Below are 17,737 nucleotides of genomic sequence, written 5' to 3' on the forward strand. Positions count from 1 at the left end.
ATTCTAATAGGATGCGGAGTGGAGTATATGCTTAAAGTTACACGGACTAGGTTACGATTAACGATTCGGAAAAAACTACTGCTGATGTCACTCACTCTACTAATTCTCCCCATCGGGATCTTAGGAGCAGTGATTTATCAGATCTCGGTCAAAGAAACAAATCAGCTAATTGAGAGTAAACTGAGTTCAAGCGTAAATCTGGCTGTAGCCTTGATTGAGAATTTGGAAGTTTCCGTCCAATCGGGATTGTTGACTGAAGAGGAAGCACAGGAGCAGGTTCGGACCTTACTTCTTGGAAACAAAAATGAGGACGGAACTAGACCCATTAATCAATCGATTGATCTGGGTCCAAACGGATACTTCTTTATCTTAGATAATAAAGGAGAGTTACTCGCTCATCCCAAACTAGAGGGAGACAACATATGGGATAAACAAACTTCTAACGGCACTTATTACATACAGGATTTGATTAAAGCAGCGCAGAACGGTGGTGGAGCTACCTACTATAAATGGCCATTGCCTAAATCGGATGGTACAGGAAACGCTGTAGGAGAAGAAGCGCTTAAGATATCGTACGCTAAACTCTCGTCCTCTTGGGGCTGGGTCGTAGCAGCAGGCTCCTATATGCGAGACTATAATACTGGTCAACAAACTATTCTTAAGGGAATTATTATCACATTGATTGTATGCGTTATCATCGGAATCGCTGTAATATACATATTTGCACAACATATTTCAAGGCCAATTATCCGTATAGCTCGTGAAGCTGAACGGATCGCTCAAGGTGACCTTAGTGGGGAAGAACTTACTGTACGTAACCGCGATGAAATTGGTCAATTAGGAATCAGCTTCAATCAATTATCTGGTAATATTCGACAATTAGTTGGGAATTTAACGGTAAGCTCAGAGTTGCTAGCTTCTTCATCCAAACAGTTGTCTTCAACGTTAGGTGAAACCACAGAAGCACTTGTTCAGACTTCATCATCAATGACTGAAGTGGCGAATAACAGTGAGAAACAAGCAACTTCAACGCAAGAGACTTCTCAATCGATGGAAGAGATGGTTCAAGAGATTCAGCGAGTAGCCGAAGCTTCTACGCATGCTTATCAGCTGTCCATGCAAACACTGGAAGAGGCTGATAAAGGAAATAGCCTTATCATTAACTCTTCCGAGCAAATGAACGCAGTAAGAAATACTGTCCATAATTTAGGAATCACTGTTACTAGTTTAAATGAGCAGTCTCAACAAATAGGCACGATTGTTAGCACCATTAAAGGAATATCCGAGCAAACGAACTTGTTGGCGCTTAATGCAGCAATTGAAGCTGCTCGATCAGGAGAACAAGGTAGAGGATTTGCAGTGGTAGCTAGTGAAGTTCGTAAACTGGCAGGACAAACAAGTGAAGCTGCTGAGCAGGTTTCAGTCATGGTCGAAGAAATTATTACGAGTATAGGTCATGCCCATCATTCCATGAGTAAAGGTCAAAATGAAGTCGCAGCAGGGGTTCAAGCGATTGATGATATGGGTAAAGCATTTGAACGCATTTTGCAGGCTACCCGGGCCATCGTTGATCAGGTGGAACAATCCTCAACCGCTGCACAGCAGATGTACACCGGCTCCGAACAAATATCTGCTGCGGTGATGGAAGTAGAACAAGTTTCACTACACTCTGCGTCCGCCGCACAAACCGTCTCTGCTGCCGTAGAGGAACAGCTTTCCTCTATGGAGGAAATTGCGGCATCTGCTCGCAAGCTGAAAGAGGGTTCGGATGAGATGCGAGCTTTAGTAAATCAGTTTAAATTGGGATAGCAGTTCATACATAGCGTTGCAAAAGATGAAATATACAAGTACTAAAGAGGGGGCTATTCCCTCTTTTTGTTATGTCGACGGTTATACGATATTTCTGTGATTCCGTACTTATATTATTTTTTCTTAATTTATGTTGTCGTTAGGAAGTATTCCTGCTATAGTCATACTGACTTATTAAATGCGTTTAATAAGTCAGTATGACTATAGGTGGGAGAGCCATGGCAAGTGATAAACGAGTTCCTTCACAGCAAATGAAATCTGAAATTATACGAAATATTCGAACAGCATTATTAGAATTAGGAAGAGCTACGAAGGCGGAGTTAAGTCAAAGATTACAGTACAGTTTTCCAACGATCAGTAAATTTCTAATGCTGATGGAAGAGACCGGAGAAGTAACGATCATCGGCCTTGATGAGTCAAGTGGTGGAAGAAGGGCAATAAGATACGCCTATAATCCGAATTATCGATTAGGGATGGCTATTTTTTTGGAAAAAAATGAAACGAACTATACCATCTATAATTGCATTGGTGAGGTAATAAAAGAAGGAACCTTGCCCAGTATTCTTGAGGAAGATGTAAGTACACTAGTCTCACTTATTGAAGGTGAAAAAAAGACCAATCCAAAGATTCATTCTATTGCTATTGGTGTTCCAGGTGCAGTGAAACATGGGAAGATATTTCTGATCCCAGGGTATCCGAAATATCAAAATTTAGATTTGAAAAGATGTATAGAAGATCAGCTCTCTATTCCGACAATCGTGGAAAACGATATGAATGCTGCTGTAATCGGCTATATGACGCAAAGAAATTTGAAGGAGAATATTTCTCTGATGTATTTGTATTTAGGGAAAAATGGTCCGGGAGCTGGGATAGCAGTTAATGGTGAAATTGTTCGAGGAAAGAGCTTTTTTTCAGGAGAAGTTCAATTTATACCCCAGTATGAAAATAGAAATTTCATAGAAGCATTAACTGGAGATCAGGTTGGTTCAACTATGCAGTTGGATCATAGAGTGGATGCAATTAGTCGGTTAGTGGCTACAGTTACCTCTATTTTGAATCCGCATTATATTATTTTTTGTGAGGATGAATTAGCTCCAGCTATGCTTAATCTAATCGCTGATCGAACTGCTACATACGTTCCTAAGGAACATCTTCCAGAGTTAGCGGTAAGTGACTTGAAGCATGATTATCTGAATGGATTACAAAGTCTTGGATTAGGTTTATTAGTTTCACAACAAATAGATTAGAACAGTTAAGGAGATAACAATGGCAACTTTTTTTCTTATTATTATTTATTTAGCATTTATTAGTTTAGGACTGCCAGATTCATTGCTTGGGTCCGCATGGCCGGTGATGAGAATTGACTTAAATGCTTCATTAGGTACTGCTGGAATCCTTTCGATGGTTATTGCAATAGGCACAATTGTCTCCAGTTTGATGAGTGGTACAATCCTTAAACGTTTTGGTACGGGGAAAGTGACCCTTGTAAGCTGTATTATGACGGCTGTAGCTTTACTTGGTTTTGCATGGTCACCTTCGTTAGTATGGCTAATTATTGCTGCGATTCCACTCGGTTTAGGTGCGGGATCTGTAGATGCCGGATTAAACAGTTATGTGGCTACGCACTATAAAGCCCATCATATGAGTTGGTTACATTGTTTCTGGGGAGTAGGCGCTACGCTCGGTCCAATTATTATGGGATCTTTTATCTCTGGTGAGGGTCTATGGCGTCAAGGGTATCTTACGGTTGCTTACATTCAATTGAGCTTAGTTGTTATTCTATTCGTTACATTGCCTTTGTGGGATAGAGTGGCTGGAAGCAACAGCAACCCGAATACTGAAAGCGATCAAGAGTTCAATCATCCGGAGCTAGAGCAAGCCGCTGAGAACACAAAACCTTGGAAATTAAGAGGGGTTAAGCTTGCGATGTTAACCTTCTTATTTTATTCTGCCATCGAAACGAGTATGGGGTTATGGGGGAGTAGCTTTCTAGTAAATATCAAAGACATCCCTGCATCCACTGCAGCGACATGGGTGTCGGTTTTTTATCTAGGGATTACCTTCGGTAGAATGGTGACAGGGTTCATTACGTTTAGAATGAGTAATAAAAAGCTAATTCGATATGGTCAACTCATTGCTTTAATGGGTACAGTGCTGCTAGTATTACCATTTCCAACTATTGTTTCACTAGTAGGATTTATGATTATCGGTCTGGGGTTAGCTCCCATTTTCCCATGTATGCTACATGAAACTCCTGTACGTTTCGGGAAAAAGCATGCCCAGTCAATTATGGGCTTTCAGATGGCAACGGCTTATACCGGTACCACTCTGGTGCCGCCTTTTATCGGCTTACTGGCCTCAAATTTTACGCTGGGTATTTTCCCTGCGATGATCGTTATTTTCGCTATCGTCATGCTCTTATGCACAGAAAAGCTTAATCAATACTCAGCTAAAGTAAATGTAGGTTGAATTTGAAATGAATATATTACGGTTTCCCCCTTCATATATATAGATATAGAAGGGGGGAACCGTAAATGTGGTTGTTAATGGTTATAGGCGTTGGATGTCTCTCCGGTTTTATTCTGTTCAGAAAGAATACGTTGACTACTTATTACGAGCCTATTCAAGGAATGGAGAAATTGTCCATCATCATTCCTGCAAGGAATGAAGAATATAATTTGCGTTATCTGCTCGATTCGCTTCAGTCTCAAACCATCACACCCTATGAAATTATTGTGGTGGATGACTTCTCAGAGGATCGGACCAAAGAAATTGCCGAAAGCTATGGAGTTAAAGTTATTGCGAACAGCAGTCTCCCAGAAGGTTGGACAGGTAAGAGCTGGGCAGTCTGGAATGGATATTTACAGGCCACGGGTGATATTTTTGCTTTTCTGGATGCGGATATCCGATTAAAGCCTAACGCTTTGGCCTCATTATTAAACGCGAGGGAGCTATCGAAAGGTGTCATTTCGGTAGTTCCTTTTCATCATACAGAAAAGCTGTTTGAGAAACTGGCCTTAATCATGAATATGCTGGGGATCTTCACGTTCACCTCGATCTTTGAAAGGAATAACCGCAAAAAAGGGCTATACGGTTCTTGTATTTTGGCTTTAAGACAGGATTATGAGAAAGTTAATGGCCATCAAAGCATTAAATCCGAAGTGTTGGATGATTTATCTTTAGGAGAAAAGTTTATTGCGGCGGGTGTTCCGATCACCAATTATATCGGGTATGGCTTAGTATCGTTTCGCATGTATCCGAAGGGATTGAAAAGTGAAATTGAAGGCTTTAGTAAAGGAGCTGTTTTAAGCACCTCAACGATAAGTCCGGGGACAATTATTCCAATTGCGCTTTGGGTAGTCGGGCTTATCGTATCAGAAACCGTGTTTATATTTGCGAATACTTCATGGGGGCTGCCATTATTTATTGGTTATCTCCTTTATATGTTCCAGCTCTTTTATTTTATTAAATATGTAGGGATTTTTGGCATCGTCATTCCTGTATTTCATGTGGTGGCTACCCTTTTCTTTATCTTGATCATGCTCTATTCAATGTATCAGGTCGTTTTTCTGAGGCATGTAAGCTGGAAAGGAAGGCATATCCAGGTAGGAGGCCATAGGGACTAATGATCATATTGTGGGTCGCGGGTTTATTTCTGTCGGGATCTCTTATGTTTTCCTATTGGCTTGGTCTGGCGCGTAAAAAGAATTTGAAAAACATTGGCGACGGTAATCCGGGGGCTTTGAATCTATGGAAGTCGTCAGGCTATAAATTTGGCATTTTAGGAATTGTATTGGATTTTCTAAAAGGGTACCTACCTCTTCTATGGATAATGGGAAGTCATTATAGTCAGGGGTATCTTATTATTCTGTTAGCCTTAGCACCCATTGTGGGTCATGCCTTTTCTCCCTTCCTTAAAGGAAAAGGTGGGAAGGCAATTGCCGTAACCTTTGGGGTATGGAGTGCGTTGACAGGATTCAAAGCTTCTTTAGCGTTAGCAGTGATTTTAGCAGTACTGAAATTGCTAAGTGGCTGGTACAAAAGCAGAGGCAAATCTCCTGTATCGGATGGTGTGCAAGTGGTTAGCGGAATGCTGCTGCTTTCTGTCTATTTGTGCATCAGTAAATGGTCTGCGCCTATCTTGTGGGTTTGGTTTGGGAACTTAGTGATCCTAGCGTATACACACAGATTTGAATGGAGCTGGATAAGGAAACATTCAACAAGGGAACGAAAAGGAACATAATATAGGCTTGGTATAAATAAGGGTGTCCCAGCAGCTATCGCATAGCTGTTGAGGCACCCTTATTGGTGAAGCAGTAGCTTCGTTGTTCTAACATTAGTGTTCTATGATTGGGGCTTTACGCTTTGACACATAACGGATTATAAAAGCAGAAGCTAAAAGAATGACTGTTGCAGTAGCAAGGACAACTATAAACGACTTATCAAAAGCTGATTGTGCGGCTTCAATGAGCGTGGAGCCAGCTGCGGCGGGTATATTTTCTGCGGCTAGAAGAGCTTCGTCAATGCTGTCTCGAACAATCGGCGGAACTGCTAATCCATCAGGGAGAACTAATGATGCAGTATAGATGAATGACGCAAGACTGCCCAAAAGCGTAATACTTAGGGTGCTGCCGAGTTCGAACGATACTTCCTCTATAGATGCAGCCATGCCAGCTTTTTCGACGGGGACATTTAGCATGATTGAATTTGAGGCGGCAGTCATCGCTCCCCCAAGCCCTGCACCAAGAATCATTAAGGCTGCAAACTGTAAGAATATATTCCCGTCATGAAAGAGTAGAAGGGTGCCCATTCCTACACCAGACACTAACAGACAGACCCACTGTACTTTTACCTTATCAACACGATGCAACACGGATCCGATGAGTATACCTGAGATGAAGGAGGCTATCGAAGTAAATACAACGTACAAGCCTGCTTCTAATGGTGAATACCCAAGAACAAGTTGGAGGCGCTGGGTGACAATCAGTTCCATTCCAATAAGCGCGAAACAAGACAATAGAGCGGTGGCCACTCCCGTTGTAAAGTGTGAGTCTTTAAATAATGCGAAATCGATTAATGGATTCTGGCTCTTACGTTGATGGAGCATTAATAAGATTATAGCTACGACACCAATCATGGCAGATAACAAAGCGATAGTATAAGAGCCTTCACGTCTGCTGATCTCCTTAATGGCATAAACAAGGCCAACTAAACCAATCATAATTTGAACGGAACCAATGAAATCCCATTTTTTATTCCTATTTCCTTTAAGATTTGGGATCAGAAAGATAGCCAAGATTAGCGCGAGAATAACTATAGGAATATTGATGAGGAACACCGATCCCCACCAGAAATGCTCCAATAATAAGCCGCCAATGAGTGGACCCATTCCTGCGCCGACAGAAGAGACGGATGCCCAAATACCGACGGCCAATGAACGCTCACGCTCATCCGAAAAGGTAGTTCGAATAATGGAGAGTGTTGCAGGCATCATCATGGCTGCTCCAATAGCAAGTAGCGTACGCGCAGCAATAAGCACGAGAGGTGTCGGCGCGTAGGCAGCGATCAGTGAAGCGATCCCAAAGACGGCAAGGCCCATAACGAAAAGTTTTTTATGCCCAAGACGATCGCCTAGTGTTCCTAGACCGAGTAATAATCCTGCCATTACGAGTGGATAAATATTTACGATCCATAGTTTTTCTGAAGCAGATGCAGCAAGATCATGGGTTAGTCGTGGTAGAACCGAATACAGTACGGTCATGTCGATGACAATCATAAATAATGCGCTTGACACAATCGCCAGCACGATCCAGCGTTGAAGTTTAGATAGATTTGATGAAACCATGGGTAATCCTCCTAAGTTGATAGTAGCTAATAACGTTACCTTGACAAGGTAATGTTGTTCCGTTATTGTACTTTGAAGTATAGGGTTACCCGATAGTCAAGAGGAGTGATTTGAATGTCTATTGATTATGATCAATACTTTACAACGAGTGAGTTCGCTAAGGTCTGCGGGGTAACGAAGCATACGTTATTCCATTATGATGACATTGGTATTTTAAAACCGGAGATCGTTAAGGAAAACGGATATCGTTATTATTCCTATAAGCAGTTTTATACCTTCGATATTATTGCTGTATTGAAGGGAACAGGAACGTCGTTAAATGAGATCAAAGAATATATAAAAGATCAAAATACATTGCATTTTTTATCCATGCTTAAGCAAAAACAGCTGCAGTTGGTTGAAGAACAAAGAAAGCTAGAGCGAATGCAGAGGCTTTTACAAGGGGCTATAGATAATACAAATCGCGCGCTCCATGTTAATTGTGGAGAACCCTGGGTCGAGGAGTGTGATGAAGAGTATTTTATTGCGGTGAGACTTTCGAAGGAGAAAGGTGAGAAGGACCATGTTCGAAAAGTATATCGAATCTTCGATTATTGCGATGAACATCATCTTGAATATGACTTCCCTATAGGTTCGATTATATGTAAAAGCAGTGTGGAGGAAGGCGTCTATGACCCGGATTATTATTGTAATAAAATCAATGATAAGCATGAAGGGGAGTTACTCTATATCAAGCCAAAGGGTAAATATTTGATCATGAATCACAAGGGTTCGTACGAAAGCTTACCTGCGTCCTATGAGAAGCTAAAGTCATATATTGCTGAAAATGATTTTCTTATAACCGGAAACGCCTATGAGTATGAATTGCTTAGTTACTTAGCAGTTGGGGATCCAGATAAGTACGTTATTCAAATTGCGATCCAAATATAAAGAATTGAACTCTATGAACTGATCAGTGTTATTCACTTTTGATGTAAAAAAGATAAACAGCGATTCTCTGGTTTTGGGAAATCACTGTTTTGTGCTTTTTGAATAGTTATTTTAGTAACTTTTTAATCAAAAGCAGCGGAGAGAACGGAAAATAACCCATTAGGGAAATCTGTTAAATTGACATAACACCAAATGGTGTTATAATAAAAACGAAACCAAAAGGTGTTACATTTAAAAATTAATTTTGGAGGCCATTTATGCAAACTCAAGGACCACTACAAGACATTCGTCAAACGATTACACTCAACGCGCCAATTGAAAAAGTATGGAAAGCTGTTGCCACAGCTGAAGGAATAGCTGCCTGGTGGATGCCAAGTACATTCGAGCCAGTGGTAGGTCATGAGTTTATCCTGCATGCTGGGCAATTCGGGGATTCCCCTTGTAAAGTAACTGAGATTGATCCGCCGAACCGTGTCGGTTTTAATTGGGGGAAGGATTGGCATCTTGCTTTTGAATTGAAAGAAATCGATGGAAAAACGGAGTTTACCGTGATTCATTCTGGATGGGACCCTGAAAAGGTTACTGAATTTGGTCAACCGCATCCAATTGTTCGTGGCTTTATGAACAGCGGCTGGGAGAAAATCGTCCAAGAAAATCTTACTGCTTATATAGAGGCTTAATATGCCTGTCGCTGAATCTGGACATGATGTATTTCAAGCCATAGCAGATCCTACCCGCCGCAGTTTGCTAAAGCTGCTTGCCAATAAGGAAATGTCCATAGCATCCATTACGGAATGCTACCCGATCAGTCGAACCGCTGTGAATAAGCATCTACAGGTTCTGTTCGATGCGCAGCTTGTTAGCAGTCAGAAAGTCGGTCGGGAGACTCGATACAAGCTTCAGCCAGAGCCTTTACTGGAGCTACAGGATTGGCTCACCTTTTTCGAACAATACTGGGCCAACAAATTATGTGCGCTCAAAGAATATGTTGAGTCAGATCATAGCGATGAGTGATAAAAACCGGGAGGCGTATTTATTGCGCTTCCCGGTTTTTTAAACTGCAAAAAAGACAACACAACTTTAGTTGCTTGTTTAACCTCAGAATTGCCTTTATCCTAAAAGGTAATTATTGGAGGTGAATTTAATGTCAGAAAAGCTTAATCAAGAAAGCACTCAACCAGAAGAAAAGCTGCGTCTGGAAGAATTGCAGGAAGAAGTCAAACCTCTTAGTGACGCAGAAATGAAGCAAGTCTCTGGTGGAGCAGGAAAGAATAGAGCCCCTTTGATATCTACAAATCCAAGCGACTTCAAAAATGGAAAAACAATCTTCAGTGGATAGATTTGTTCAATCAAATTCAGCTTATAATTACAATCACCCCGTGATGCTCTTTAAGGGGGGATTTTTTCTTCGAAGTATCTCTTCTCGATAGATTAAATCCAAATGAGGTTATAGTTATGTCTTTAGAAACGATCGTCGCACTAACGGTAGACGGGAAGTCTATTAGCCTAAATGAAGTTTTTACGTTATGCAGAATCCCAAGGCATTCAGGTCAGCGTAAAGGAGTTGCAACAAGGAATCGATGATTTCCGCAGAAAGAATGGTCTTTTGCAAGTTGCAGCGGCTACGGAGTGGCTTCAGCGTAACAGAATGACACTCGATGATTTAGGAGAGTGCGTTCGTGAGAAGCTAATTGAATCCAAGTTGATGCATATAATACGTATTATCGTGCTCGACCAAGGGGTAGTGGTAGAAAGCGGAACCCATGAAGAACTTTTACAGGCAAAAGGCCTGTATTATTACTTAGTCAGTCAGCAATTATAATGAGCTGGACTAGCAAGGTGCGAATTCGGATTGTACAGTCCCAGCGAACTACGAACCTAGTGAACCTACTGATCTGGAGGCGGAGCATTTCGTTTCGGACTCAGATGCAGTTATTTGCTCATTTTGAGGCTTTTTGGGCGAGTTGCGGACTCGAGAGACGTTAATCATCATAATCAGGGGCGATATTGTGTATTTTCAGTCCGATAAAGTCCCTGGAGTCCGTTAGCATTCCAGAACAGCGCAATTGTTGGTAATAAGGGTTCTGGTGTCCGAACGCATTGCTGGTCAGGTAATAGATGAACATAAGGACAAGGGAGAAGACTTTTCAAAAGAAAAAACGGCGTAGCATTGAGCTACACCGTTTTTTCTGCATTTACAGGATATCTTTCAACGGAAAGCTAATCTCAATTATAAACTCAGTTTAAACCTTCGTTTAAATTCAGTTTATAAATGGGGTTTACTATCACAATACAAACTGAAACGTTGGAGGAAATACAATGGTACTTGAGCAGAAAAAAATAATCACACCAGGTCAAGATGAATGGGCAGTCGAAGCAAAAGGATTGGTCAAAACATTTGGTGACAATCGCGCGGTGGATGGTGTGAATTTAAACGTAAAAGCAGGTACGATCTATGGAGTTCTTGGTCCAAATGGAGCCGGGAAAACTACCGTCATTCGGATGCTGGCGACCTTACTTCGCCCTGATGCAGGTTCAGCGCGAATCTTCGGACATGATGTAGTGAAGGAATCGCAGATTGTCCGGCAATTAATTGGTGTGACAGGACAATACGCCTCAGTCGATGAGTCACTAAGTGCTACGGAAAATTTGGTCATCTTCTCGCGTTTGTTAGGACTAGGCCGCGCGGAATCACGACAAAAAGCTGCTGAACTGCTTGAAGAGTTTGGGTTGACAGAGGCGGCTAAGCGTCCATTAAGAAATTTCTCTGGTGGTATGCGTCGTCGTCTGGATCTGGCGGCAAGCCTCATTGCTCAACCCCCGTTGATCTTCTTGGATGAACCAACTACAGGGCTTGACCCGCGTACACGCTCACAGATGTGGGATACGATTCGCCGATTGGTGAGAACAGGGTCAACAGTTCTTTTAACGACGCAGTACCTTGAAGAAGCAGATCAACTAGCAGACCGGGTGGCCGTTATTGATCGTGGGCAAGTCGTCGCCGAGGGCACTGTGGATGAGCTGAAATCATCCGTGGGTACCACATCCTTACTATTGAAGGTCCGAGAACTAAAGGATATCAAGCAAGCTCGTCAGCTTGTAGAACATGTTCTGCATGTCCAATCCAATGTGTCTTCTTTGGAGGAAGGGCAGATTTCTGCACCGATGGCGAACGCGGATCTAGTGACTGACCTACTTATTGCTCTTCGCGAAGCAGGCATTCCACTCGCAGAGGTGAGTGTACAGAAACCAACACTTGATGAAGTATTCTTAACAATCACGGGTCAAGGTGTATCAGATGACGCTTCTAATACGTCTGGGCAGTCAACCAAGAAGGAGGCAGTAAGAGTATGAGTACGAGAACTTCTGCAATAAACTCAGGAACTACAAGACAATTGAAAAACCATACGAGCCTCAGACAGAGCATACGAAATTCATTGACAATGGCGTATAGAGGTATACTTAAAATACGGCGTACACCTGAGCAATTGTTCGACGTTACGCTTCAGCCTATTATTTTTACTCTGATGTTCACCTATATCTTTGGTGGAGCAATCTCGGGTGACATTGCTAGCTATTTGCCTGTTATCATTCCCGGTATTCTCGTTCAGACCGTAATTACTACTTCGATCGTTACTGGAGTTCAATTACGTGAGGATATGGATAAAGGTGTGTTTGATCGATTTAAATCACTGCCAATTGCAAGGATAGCTCCGTTAGCAGGTGCTCTATTAGCAGATACGATTCGGTATACCATAGCGACTGTGCTCACTTTCACCATGGGCTATATTATGGGATTACGGCCTGAGGGAGGGCTGGGGCATGTCGCTATCGCGGCACTTCTTGTTATCGTCTGTGCTTGGTCGATTAGCTGGATCTTTGCCTTCTTTGGTGTCATTGCAAGAACAGCTTCAAGTGTACAAGGGATCTCGATGATTGTGCTGTTCCCACTCACATTCTTGTCAAACGCCTTCGTGCCTGTTGATACGATGCCTACCTGGTTACAATGGTTTGTCAAAGTCAATCCGATCTCACATTTGGTGTCCGCCGTCCGGGAGCTTACTAACAATGGAACCGTAGGTTGGGATTTCGTAATCTCTTTGATCGGAGCAGCTGTCATCGTTGCAATTTTTGCACCAATTACAGTTCGTGCTTATATGCGCAGAACATAATTTAACAAAAGCCACTATCATGGAGTAATCCATAGATAGTGGCTTTTTTAAAAGTTATTTGCCTAATTTCAACTTCTAAATCCTACTACTTCATCTGCTTCAATGGTAATATGATATAAAAAATAGAATGATGCACATGGAAAGGGCGACAGTATGAGAAACTATCTAATTGTGGGGGCAAGTAAAGGTCTGGGAGATGCATTTGTGAAAGGGTTACCTGAGCCTGGCGATCAAGTTTGGATCGTTTCCAGAAGCAAGCCGGGCAGTCTAGATCTTAATGATGGCATAAAACGAATCTGGATTGCAGTAGATCTATCGCAGCCAGATGCCGCGAAAGTCTTATCTAAGGGCGTTCAATCAGAGAAGATCGATGTTCTAGTTTATAACGTGGGCATTTGGGAGAAAGAAGGTTTTGAGGCCCACTATACGTTTGACAATGATGAAGTGACTGACATTGCCAACATTATTAATGTGAATATAACATCAACAATTACCTGCATACAGGCTGTGCTACCTAATCTTCGCCAATCGGAGGCAGGAAAAATTATTCTAATTGGTTCCACTGCAGGACTGGACCATACCAATAACGACCAGGTATCATTTGTAGCTTCCAAGTTCGGTCTGCGTGGCATTACTCACGCATTACGAGAGCATGTTCGTAAGGATGATATTGCAGTTACATGTGTGAATCCGGGTGAGCTAGCAGCAGAAATTCCTTATGAGGATGGCGCGGAAAAAGCAATTGCAGAATATAACGGCACTAGAATTCCTGTTCAGGACATTGTCTCCATTGTGAAATGTGTGGTTAACCTCTCTAGAGCATCTTGTGTCAAAGAAATCCATATTCCAGCAATGACGGATTTGAATGCATAATAAAATTTATATGTCCTGCAAATAAATTTAAAAAAGACGCTATTTATGGATTATTCGATGATAGCGTCTTATTCTTGTCAAAGGTACTGTCGACAGTCAGGCCGTGCTGAAAAGTGAATAAAGTTGTGATAGAATCGGGGATGGGCTGAATGGAGAAAGGGATAAACCCACACCAATGAATGAAAGATACAAAGTGATTTAATAAATAGGAGGAAATATGTCCTGGAGCAAATTGAAGCAACAACTGGAGAGTTTTCTCTGTCCTGCGTTATATGGAAGGGTCGAATACCGCGCAACCAGTTATCGTTATTTACTTGATAAATCAGGGATTTGTTATATTGCCGTAGATAAAAAGAACGTACTCAATATGAGTGATATAAATAACTCGATCAGATGGTATCAGACGGAACAGGAAATTAAAAATGATTCAGATCTCCAAATCCCTATTAGCAATGAAGAAATTGAAGCGGTCAGAAAAGATACGAAGGGAACGGTTCCGGAGGATCGTTTAATAATAATTGCAAGAAGCAGGAAAATATCAGTACTTGCTAAGGAGCTTTTGACAGTCCAGGCGTCATTAAATAAATCCAATTTTATCGTTGTAGCTAATAAGTTTTTATCTACTTCTATAGAAGAATGCCTAGAGAGCAATGATATCTTATTGAACATTCTAGCTTTAGTGGACAGACGAGTTGGGAAAAAGCGAATTTTAAACATGTCGGAGAAGATGAAGCTAAAGCATCCCATTGTGCAGTATTTTTATGAACTACGGCGTAGTACTTAATGATATGACGAATAACTTTCATTGAAGATTATTCAAGAGTAGATAAACCGCCAAGTGTCTTGTTTTTTCTCAGAGCCGATGACCCTATTCAATCTAGGTCGTCGGCTTTTCATTTGAAGGGGGCACATCGTGTCAGGGGTGTTCTCACTAAACAAGCGTTGTAAGTTTTCATTGAAAATTTATGTATTCGTTAAGATTTCATTAAGATTCAATACGAAGATAATCCATATAATTTGATTATAGAAAGGTGATCAAAAAGTTGCTACGTTTGCGCGCCAATCAGCACGACGTATTATTATGTAACGAAGTGTCGATTTCGTCTTTTGTCGAATCCTCTAGTACAGTGATTTCACATTCATCCTTATTGATATGGTAATAAATCTATCTTGTAAAGATTTAATCGATGAAAAAATAATTTTATAGTTTTTAAATGAATTTCAAAGAGCAAAGCAGTAAAAATATAAGGCAGTCTACCAGTAGATCATACTAGTAAACGGCCTATTTCTGTTGGGATTTAATAGAGAGTCGGGTGGTTTTCTTTAAAAGCAGGATTATAAATTCCCAACTTTTTTTGGACATATATTGGGTTAACGAGAATATCAATATACAATAAAGCACTTGTTGAAGAAGACGAAAATACATTAACGGTTAGGAGAAATGAACGATGGAATTCGAACTAGGCAGCATTTTGAAACTAGTGAAACGTAGGCTGCTGTTCATCATTGTATTATGTATTGTTGCGGTCGGCATTGCTAGCTTCGTAAGCTACTATGTCTTGAAACCGAAATACGAGGCGACTGCTTCAATTCTTATTCAAGGGGATAGGCAACAGAAAGCAATCAATGACATTATGGCTGGGCAAAAACTAGTAACCACTTACGGAGAAATTATCCGAAGCAGTAGAATCGCTGAAGAGGTTGTTAGAAAGTTGGAATTAAACGTGAGCCCTGAAAAACTATTAGAAAAAGTTAAGACAAGAACAAGTAGTGAATCACTCGTGACGACGGTAATTGTGACGGATTCTAATGCTCAGCGGGCAACGGATATCGCGAATGGCTTTGGAGAGGCCTTCAACGGGAACATCCAAGCGATTATGGGGGTGGAAAATGTGGTGTTTCTTGATCGAGCCAAGGTTCCTTCTGAGGCGATCTCTCCCAAGCCGGTCTTCAATATGGTCGTTGCTTTCGGATTAGCATTGATTGCTGGGATCGCAATTTCCATTCTACGGGAATTGGCGGAGAAGCCCGTGAGAAGCGCCAAGAACATTCAGTTGGATTTGCAGCTTCCTCTTCTGGGAACGGTGGGGAAATTGAAGCCACGGAAACGGCGGGCGAAGACGAAATCCAATTCAGTAGAAGGAGCTAGTGGACATGAAGAAGAAAACGCCAAGCTTGTATTGCCTGGAACAACCGAAATCATCTAATGGAGATCAATTCCGAACGATACGCTCCAATATTCGCTATACCCGAGTAGGTGGAGAAATCCGATCTTTATTGGTCACAAGCTCACTTCCAGATGAAGGCAAGTCGACAGTGGCAATGAACTTGGCCATAGCCATGGTGGAAACGGGTAGAACCGTGCTGCTGATAGATGGAGATTTGCGCACGCCAACTGTGCATAAGGCATTCGATCTACCCAATTGGGTCGGATTAAGTAGTATCCTAGTGGATCAAACCCGTGTGGAGGATTGTATTATTCCTATTGAGGATTCAGAAGGACTTTTTGTACTGACATCGGGTCCGATCTCCCCCAATCCGGCTGATTTACTAGGATCAACAGGAATGAAAAGGTTATTCGCAGAGCTTAGTGAGAAATTTGATACGATTGTCATCGATTCTTCTTCTGTGTTAATGCCTTTTTCGGATGCCCTTATCTTGGCGAAGATGACCGAGGGGGTACTGTTAGTTGTAAAATCCGGGAAAGTGCTCTTGAAGCATACCAACTCTGCGAAACAGATACTTGAGCAGCAAGGGGCACATATTTTGGGAGCGGTTTTGAATTATCGAAAAGGTAGAAAACGTTACAAAATTCGCAGTGAAGATTTTGCCGATTGGGCCTCATCTTCAGGACTGGTCTAACGGATTATGACACTTGCTTCTCTTCGTTATTTATTCGGGAATATCACATACGCAGGCGCTCAATTCGTGATAGTAATATTGCTTAATAAATTTGGCTCAACCGAAATCGTTGGACAATATTCGTTAGGGCTTGCGGTGACTGCTCCCATCTTCATGCTGTCGCATCTGCATCTGCGTTCAGTCTTGATCGTTGACACATCGGGGAAATATCTTTTTGGAGATTTTTTTGGACTTCGCCTCGTGACAACCGCAGTGGCGTTCACGATTACAGCAGGCTGTTGCATAATCAGTGGTTTTGATTGGAATACAGCTTTAGTCATATTTTTCATCGGATTGTATAGAATTGTTGAGTCGGTCAGCGATATTTTATTGGGTATCGTTCAGAAGCAGGAACGGCTAGATCAAATCTCTTTCTCGAGAGCTGCTAAAGGATTGTTCTCCATACTTGTCTTCGCCCTCGTATTTATCCCTACACAGAGTCTCATTCTAGCGTTATTAGTCATGATTATCGGGTGGTTAGCGATAACCATTGGATATGATGCACGCAAAGCGAGAGCACATACGTCGCTCAGACCTCTTTTTAACAAAAGACGTATATGGGGCTTACTAATCGTAAGTTCACCCCTTGGTGTTGTGCTGGCGTTGATGTCGCTAAATACGAATATCCCACTATACGCGATTTCATACTTTAAAGGTGAACATGACTTAGGTGTATACGCTACGCTCTCATACATGATCGTTGCCTGCAATGTTGTTGTTACTGCACTCGGTGAAGCGATAACACCACGTCTTGCCCGCTGGCACGCTGCCGGACGACATAAGGAGTTTGTCTCTTTACTCAGTCGAATGATTGCAATGGGCGTAGGAATTAGTGCGATCGCTTGTTTGATCGGATGGATGTTTGGTCATCAGCTACTAACATTACTATTCAGTCCAGATGTGGCTGCAGAGATAGGTTTATTTCATTGGTTGCTCATTTCTACCGTATTGGTATTTGTTTCGTCTTACTTGTGGTATGCCATAACGGCTACCGGGAAGTACAAAGCGCAGATTCCATTGTTTCTGTGTTCGGTGATCACTAATGGGCTTTCTTGTCTAATATTCGTGCCTATTTACGGGGTGTTAGGTGCTGCGATGGGCGCTAGTTTGGCATTATTCGTTCAGATGATTGGCAGTGTGATCGTACTTTTCTTGGTCATCCGTCAGGCAAGGAATCAGGTACAACGGGAATTGGCCGCATAGAGGC

The 17,737-nt window shown here is 41.9% G+C and carries 17 protein-coding genes and 1 pseudogene; 17 read left to right on the top strand and 1 reads right to left on the bottom strand.

Annotation, left to right across the window (positions count from 1 at the left end):
- Positions 1 to 27: 27 nt before the first annotated feature.
- The 5 genes from NSS67_RS15650 (at position 28) to NSS67_RS15670 (ending at position 6,052) form a co-directional block, all read left to right on the top strand.
- A complete protein-coding gene (locus tag NSS67_RS15650) occupies positions 28 to 1,809 on the top strand; it encodes a methyl-accepting chemotaxis protein (protein ID WP_339320379.1) in 1,782 nt (593 codons plus the stop codon).
- A 218-nt stretch (positions 1,810 to 2,027) separates the two neighbouring features.
- Positions 2,028 to 3,056, top strand: coding sequence for an ROK family protein (locus NSS67_RS15655; RefSeq protein ID WP_339320380.1), 1,029 nt, complete (start codon positions 2,028 to 2,030; stop codon positions 3,054 to 3,056).
- A gap of 19 nt (positions 3,057 to 3,075) precedes the next feature.
- Positions 3,076 to 4,278 (top strand): MFS transporter, encoded by a 1,203-nt coding sequence (locus NSS67_RS15660; protein ID WP_339320381.1) that lies wholly within the window; start codon positions 3,076 to 3,078, stop codon positions 4,276 to 4,278.
- 65 nt (positions 4,279 to 4,343) lie between these two features.
- Positions 4,344 to 5,435 carry a glycosyltransferase family 2 protein gene (locus NSS67_RS15665; protein ID WP_339320382.1) on the top strand — a complete coding sequence of 364 codons (1,092 nt, stop codon included), beginning with the start codon at positions 4,344 to 4,346 and terminating at the stop codon, positions 5,433 to 5,435.
- Positions 5,435 to 6,052, top strand: coding sequence for a glycerol-3-phosphate acyltransferase (locus NSS67_RS15670; protein WP_339320383.1), 618 nt, complete (start codon positions 5,435 to 5,437; stop codon positions 6,050 to 6,052). Before NSS67_RS15665 ends, NSS67_RS15670 begins: the two co-directional genes overlap by 1 nt.
- 93 nt (positions 6,053 to 6,145) lie before the next feature.
- On the opposite strand, the gene NSS67_RS15675 is transcribed toward NSS67_RS15670, so the two are convergent.
- On the bottom strand, positions 6,146 to 7,654 hold the full coding sequence (locus NSS67_RS15675; RefSeq protein WP_339320384.1) for an MFS transporter: 1,509 nt from the start codon (positions 7,652 to 7,654) through the stop codon (positions 6,146 to 6,148).
- 114 nt (positions 7,655 to 7,768) lie between these two features.
- Between NSS67_RS15675 and NSS67_RS15680 the strand changes: the two genes are divergently transcribed.
- The 12 genes and pseudogenes from NSS67_RS15680 to NSS67_RS15735 all read left to right on the top strand — a co-directional run bounded on the left by NSS67_RS15680 (position 7,769) and on the right by NSS67_RS15735 (position 17,733).
- Positions 7,769 to 8,584 (top strand): MerR family transcriptional regulator, encoded by an 816-nt coding sequence (locus NSS67_RS15680; protein ID WP_339320385.1) that lies wholly within the window; start codon positions 7,769 to 7,771, stop codon positions 8,582 to 8,584.
- 257 nt (positions 8,585 to 8,841) lie between these two features.
- Positions 8,842 to 9,264 carry an SRPBCC domain-containing protein gene (locus NSS67_RS15685; protein ID WP_339320386.1) on the top strand — a complete coding sequence of 141 codons (423 nt, stop codon included), beginning with the start codon at positions 8,842 to 8,844 and terminating at the stop codon, positions 9,262 to 9,264.
- Position 9,265: 1 nt separating this feature from the next.
- A complete protein-coding gene (locus NSS67_RS15690; RefSeq protein WP_339320387.1) occupies positions 9,266 to 9,598 on the top strand; it encodes a metalloregulator ArsR/SmtB family transcription factor in 333 nt (110 codons plus the stop codon).
- Positions 9,599 to 9,728: 130 nt separating this feature from the next.
- Positions 9,729 to 9,923: a bacteriocin gene (locus NSS67_RS15695; protein WP_339320388.1), complete on the top strand. Its 195-nt coding sequence runs from the start codon at positions 9,729 to 9,731 to the stop codon at positions 9,921 to 9,923.
- A 363-nt stretch (positions 9,924 to 10,286) separates the two neighbouring features.
- Positions 10,287 to 10,406, top strand: a pseudogene (locus NSS67_RS15700) (hypothetical protein); the annotation flags it as partial.
- A gap of 497 nt (positions 10,407 to 10,903) precedes the next feature.
- Positions 10,904 to 11,938, top strand: coding sequence for an ATP-binding cassette domain-containing protein (locus NSS67_RS15705; protein ID WP_339320389.1), 1,035 nt, complete (start codon positions 10,904 to 10,906; stop codon positions 11,936 to 11,938).
- Positions 11,935 to 12,756 (top strand): ABC transporter permease, encoded by an 822-nt coding sequence (locus NSS67_RS15710; RefSeq protein WP_339320390.1) that lies wholly within the window; start codon positions 11,935 to 11,937, stop codon positions 12,754 to 12,756. Before NSS67_RS15705 ends, NSS67_RS15710 begins: the two co-directional genes overlap by 4 nt.
- A 153-nt stretch (positions 12,757 to 12,909) precedes the next feature.
- The gene (locus tag NSS67_RS15715) at positions 12,910 to 13,629 is read left to right on the top strand and encodes an SDR family NAD(P)-dependent oxidoreductase (RefSeq protein ID WP_339320391.1); all 720 of its coding nucleotides are present in this window, start codon (positions 12,910 to 12,912) and stop codon (positions 13,627 to 13,629) included.
- A gap of 217 nt (positions 13,630 to 13,846) precedes the next feature.
- Positions 13,847 to 14,413 (top strand): hypothetical protein, encoded by a 567-nt coding sequence (locus NSS67_RS15720; protein WP_339320392.1) that lies wholly within the window; start codon positions 13,847 to 13,849, stop codon positions 14,411 to 14,413.
- Between the two features lie 664 nt (positions 14,414 to 15,077).
- A complete protein-coding gene (locus NSS67_RS15725) occupies positions 15,078 to 15,836 on the top strand; it encodes a Wzz/FepE/Etk N-terminal domain-containing protein (protein WP_339320393.1) in 759 nt (252 codons plus the stop codon).
- Positions 15,784 to 16,491 (top strand): CpsD/CapB family tyrosine-protein kinase, encoded by a 708-nt coding sequence (locus NSS67_RS15730; RefSeq protein WP_339320394.1) that lies wholly within the window; start codon positions 15,784 to 15,786, stop codon positions 16,489 to 16,491. Before NSS67_RS15725 ends, NSS67_RS15730 begins: the two co-directional genes overlap by 53 nt.
- 6 nt (positions 16,492 to 16,497) lie before the next feature.
- Positions 16,498 to 17,733 carry an oligosaccharide flippase family protein gene (locus NSS67_RS15735; protein ID WP_339320395.1) on the top strand — a complete coding sequence of 412 codons (1,236 nt, stop codon included), beginning with the start codon at positions 16,498 to 16,500 and terminating at the stop codon, positions 17,731 to 17,733.
- Positions 17,734 to 17,737 lie beyond the last annotated feature (4 nt).

Source organism: Paenibacillus sp. FSL R10-2734 (genome assembly GCF_037963865.1).
GTDB lineage: Bacteria > Bacillota > Bacilli > Paenibacillales > Paenibacillaceae > Paenibacillus_AQ.

Excerpts from the sequence above, each read along its gene's own strand:
- NSS67_RS15650 (WP_339320379.1), top strand. The coding sequence starts at position 28 with ATGCTTAAAGTTACACGGACTAGGTTACGATTAACGATTCGGAAAAAA.
- NSS67_RS15655 (WP_339320380.1), top strand. The coding sequence starts at position 2,028 with ATGGCAAGTGATAAACGAGTTCCTTCACAGCAAATGAAATCTGAAATT.
- NSS67_RS15660 (WP_339320381.1), top strand. The coding sequence starts at position 3,076 with ATGGCAACTTTTTTTCTTATTATTATTTATTTAGCATTTATTAGTTTA.
- NSS67_RS15665 (WP_339320382.1), top strand. The coding sequence starts at position 4,344 with ATGTGGTTGTTAATGGTTATAGGCGTTGGATGTCTCTCCGGTTTTATT.
- NSS67_RS15670 (WP_339320383.1), top strand. The coding sequence starts at position 5,435 with ATGATCATATTGTGGGTCGCGGGTTTATTTCTGTCGGGATCTCTTATG.
- NSS67_RS15675 (WP_339320384.1), bottom strand. The coding sequence starts at position 7,654 with ATGGTTTCATCAAATCTATCTAAACTTCAACGCTGGATCGTGCTGGCG.
- NSS67_RS15680 (WP_339320385.1), top strand. The coding sequence starts at position 7,769 with ATGTCTATTGATTATGATCAATACTTTACAACGAGTGAGTTCGCTAAG.
- NSS67_RS15685 (WP_339320386.1), top strand. The coding sequence starts at position 8,842 with ATGCAAACTCAAGGACCACTACAAGACATTCGTCAAACGATTACACTC.
- NSS67_RS15690 (WP_339320387.1), top strand. The coding sequence starts at position 9,266 with ATGCCTGTCGCTGAATCTGGACATGATGTATTTCAAGCCATAGCAGAT.
- NSS67_RS15695 (WP_339320388.1), top strand. The coding sequence starts at position 9,729 with ATGTCAGAAAAGCTTAATCAAGAAAGCACTCAACCAGAAGAAAAGCTG.
- NSS67_RS15705 (WP_339320389.1), top strand. The coding sequence starts at position 10,904 with ATGGTACTTGAGCAGAAAAAAATAATCACACCAGGTCAAGATGAATGG.
- NSS67_RS15710 (WP_339320390.1), top strand. The coding sequence starts at position 11,935 with ATGAGTACGAGAACTTCTGCAATAAACTCAGGAACTACAAGACAATTG.
- NSS67_RS15715 (WP_339320391.1), top strand. The coding sequence starts at position 12,910 with ATGAGAAACTATCTAATTGTGGGGGCAAGTAAAGGTCTGGGAGATGCA.
- NSS67_RS15720 (WP_339320392.1), top strand. The coding sequence starts at position 13,847 with ATGTCCTGGAGCAAATTGAAGCAACAACTGGAGAGTTTTCTCTGTCCT.
- NSS67_RS15725 (WP_339320393.1), top strand. The coding sequence starts at position 15,078 with ATGGAATTCGAACTAGGCAGCATTTTGAAACTAGTGAAACGTAGGCTG.
- NSS67_RS15730 (WP_339320394.1), top strand. The coding sequence starts at position 15,784 with ATGAAGAAGAAAACGCCAAGCTTGTATTGCCTGGAACAACCGAAATCA.
- NSS67_RS15735 (WP_339320395.1), top strand. The coding sequence starts at position 16,498 with ATGACACTTGCTTCTCTTCGTTATTTATTCGGGAATATCACATACGCA.